1 protein-coding gene is annotated in these 3,131 nt (G+C 47.2%); it reads left to right on the top strand.

Features of this window, described 5'->3' with window-relative positions; translation table 11 throughout:
- The coding region (locus JX312_RS11105) for a SusC/RagA family TonB-linked outer membrane protein (protein WP_204458046.1) at positions 1–3,131 on the top strand (3,131 nt) is incomplete at both ends.

Raw genomic sequence — 3,131 nt, 5'->3', positions numbered from 1 at the left:
TCGAACAACGAGCCGCTTATCGGCGCCACGATCATGCCCGTCGGGGGCGGCCAGGGTGTAGCAACCGACGTGGACGGCAAGTTCACACTCAATGTCCCGGCGAATGTGCGTCAGGCGAAGGTGACTTACGTAGGATACAATGCCCAGACGGTGACACTGCAGAACAACATGACAATCCATCTGCACTCCACGTCTTCGGATCTTGACGATGTTGTCGTGGTTGCCTACGGTACCGCCAACAAGGAGTCGCTGACCGGTTCGGTGGCCGTTGTGGGCAGCAAGGAGATCGAAGACCGTCCGGTGACTTCCGTCACCGCCGCCCTCGAGGGCAACGCCCCCGGCGTGCAGGTGAACAACTCGGTAGGTTATCCTGGATCAGACCCTTCGATTCTTATTCGCGGTTATAACTCCATAACTGGGTCAAGTTCGCCGCTCTATGTTGTTGACGGCATTGTTTACGAAGGTTCTATTGCTGACCTGAATCCTGCTGACATCGAGTCTATGTCGGTATTGAAAGATGCCGCGTCTTCGGCACTTTATGGTAACCGAGGTGCAAACGGTGTCATCCTGATTACAACAAAGCGTGCAAAGGGTCTCGGTAAAGTAGACGTGAATCTTCAGGTGCGTCAGGGTATGTACAATTGCGGACTTCCGTTCTACGACACTCTTGATGCAAATGGATTTATGCAGACATTCTTTGACGGTCTCGTCGCAGGTCGTCTGACAGAGGGTCAATATGCTTCAAGAGATCTCGCTATCGATGGTATACGCAATAATTTCTTTACATATGCCTATCAGAATGTGTATGGCAAACCGGCGACTGAGCTTTTCAACGAAGCAGGCCAGTTTGTAGGCTCAAATCCTCTTCCCGGCTATAGCGATCTTGACTGGTGGGATGCGGTTTCAAGAACAGGTCACCGTCAGGAATATACAGTCAATGCATCGGGTGCCACTGAAAAATTCAATATATTCGCTTCGGCAGGATATCTTAAAGAGAACGGATATATGCTTCAGACGGATTTCGAACGTTTTAACGGTCGATTGAATGCTACTTTCCAGCCGGTAAGCTATTTCAAGATGGGATTAAACCTTGCGGCGATGTATACAAAACAGAACCGAGGAATTGCGTCTAAAGATGACGAAGGTTATGTGAGCAATCCTTTCCTTGTGCGTTATAAAGCGCCTATCTTCCCTTACTATTCACATAATGACGCTACCGGTGATGTTCTGCTTGATGGTGAAGGTCAGCCAGTATGGAACACTGCATCATATCTTGGCAATCAGGGTACAAACGTAGCCTGGACTTCACGTCTTGACAAAAAAGAACTCACTTCAAACGTAATTGACGGCTCTTTATTCGGAACGTTTATCATTCCTTACGGCTTCGAGTTGACATTGAGAGGCAACATTCACAGAGACAAGACAAACTTCTGGGAGTACATGAATAACCAGAATGGTTCCGGTCAGACTCCTAACGGTCGTCTGTATCAGAAGGATTACGCTTACAACAGTCATACATTCATGCAGCAGCTCTATTGGGGTCATGATTATGGCGTGCACCACGTTGACGTACTTCTCGATCATGAGAACTATCAATATACAAGCTCTAACCATAATGTGAATGTAGAGAATCAGCTGCTTCCGGAAATCTATTCTCTTTCAAATTTCTCACAGACAAATCCGGCAAGCCAGCGTACTACCCAGATACGTTCTGAATCATACCTTGGACGTGCACGTTACAATTATGACCAAAAGTATTTCGCTGAGGCTTCAATACGCCGGGACGGAAGCTCATATTTCGAGAAAGCTCACCGCTGGGGTACGTTCTGGAGCGCAGGTGCGAGCTGGCTGATATCCAAAGAAAAATTCATGCGTTCACTTGACTGGGTCAATTATCTTAAGCTTCGTGCCGCCTATGGTTCAGTAGGTAATGACAACACCGCAGGTGCATACGCATATTACAATCTTTATCAGATTTTGACATACAACACTTCAAATACACTTATCCCGATTCAGCTTGCTTCGCAGAATCTTAAGTGGGAAGCAACCCGCACGTTTGACATCGCCCTTGAAGGCTCGCTCTTCGATGATCGTTTCAATTTCAGTGTTGGTTATTTCAACAAACGCAATACAGACCTTATTTTCGATGTGACCAAGCCGCTTTCCGGCGGAACCATGAGCGATTCCGGTGCAAACCCGACCGCACTCGCCAATATAGGTACGATGCAGAATATAGGATGGGAATTGCAGTTTGGTGTTGACATTATCCGTAATTCCGAATTCAAATGGAATTTCAATGTTGATGCTACTTTCATGAAGAACAAAATTGTGAAGCTTCCGGAGGCTCATGACATGCCTGGCAACGGATGGTTCCTCGGAAAGAGTCTCGGTTCTATCTATACCCGCACATGGAGCGGTGTCGACAGAGTGACAGGACAGTCTCTTTATGAAATCGATCTTAACGCCCCCTCTCTTACCTATTGGGACGAAAATGGAGTGGCCCACCAGAATGAGACACAGTTCCATAATTATGTAAGCAATGCTGCCAGAGAAGGTTCACTCGTTGCAATCCCCGATGGCGACGGATACAAGCTTTACACCAGCACCCCCGCTTATGCGACTTCGAAAGTACAGGCTGACGCATTCCCGACAGTATACGGTTCATTCGGAACCAACTTCAGCTGGAAAGGAATCAATCTCGGGATGCTTTTCACATATAGCCTCGGAGGCAAAGTTGTAGATTACAACTATCAGGAACTTATGAATGTGACCACAGAACCCCGTGCGATACATTCGGATGTTCTCAATTCATGGACCGGCAAACCTGAAGGAGTTGCAGACCACCAGATGCAGCAGATCAACATAGGTGGCAACAGCTATAATGCATTTATTGCAAGCAGCGCGGACATCGATGACACTTTGACTCCCGAACTTAACTCTTCCAATTCGGCAAAGAACAATGCCATATCGTCACGTTGGCTTACAGACGCATCATATCTCGTTTTCAAGAACCTCAATGTGTCATATGATCTTCCTTCAAAATGGGTGAACGCACTCAAGATGCAGAACATCAATATCGGCATGTCTGTAGACAACCTGTTTACAGCCACGAAGCGCAAAGGTATGAATCC

This window comes from Barnesiella sp. CU968, assembly GCF_905219685.1.
GTDB classification, from domain to species: Bacteria; Bacteroidota; Bacteroidia; order Bacteroidales; family Muribaculaceae; genus Lepagella; species Lepagella muris_A.
Note: the sequence above shows the minus strand (reverse complement) of the source record. Positions and strands in the feature narration are given on the sequence as shown.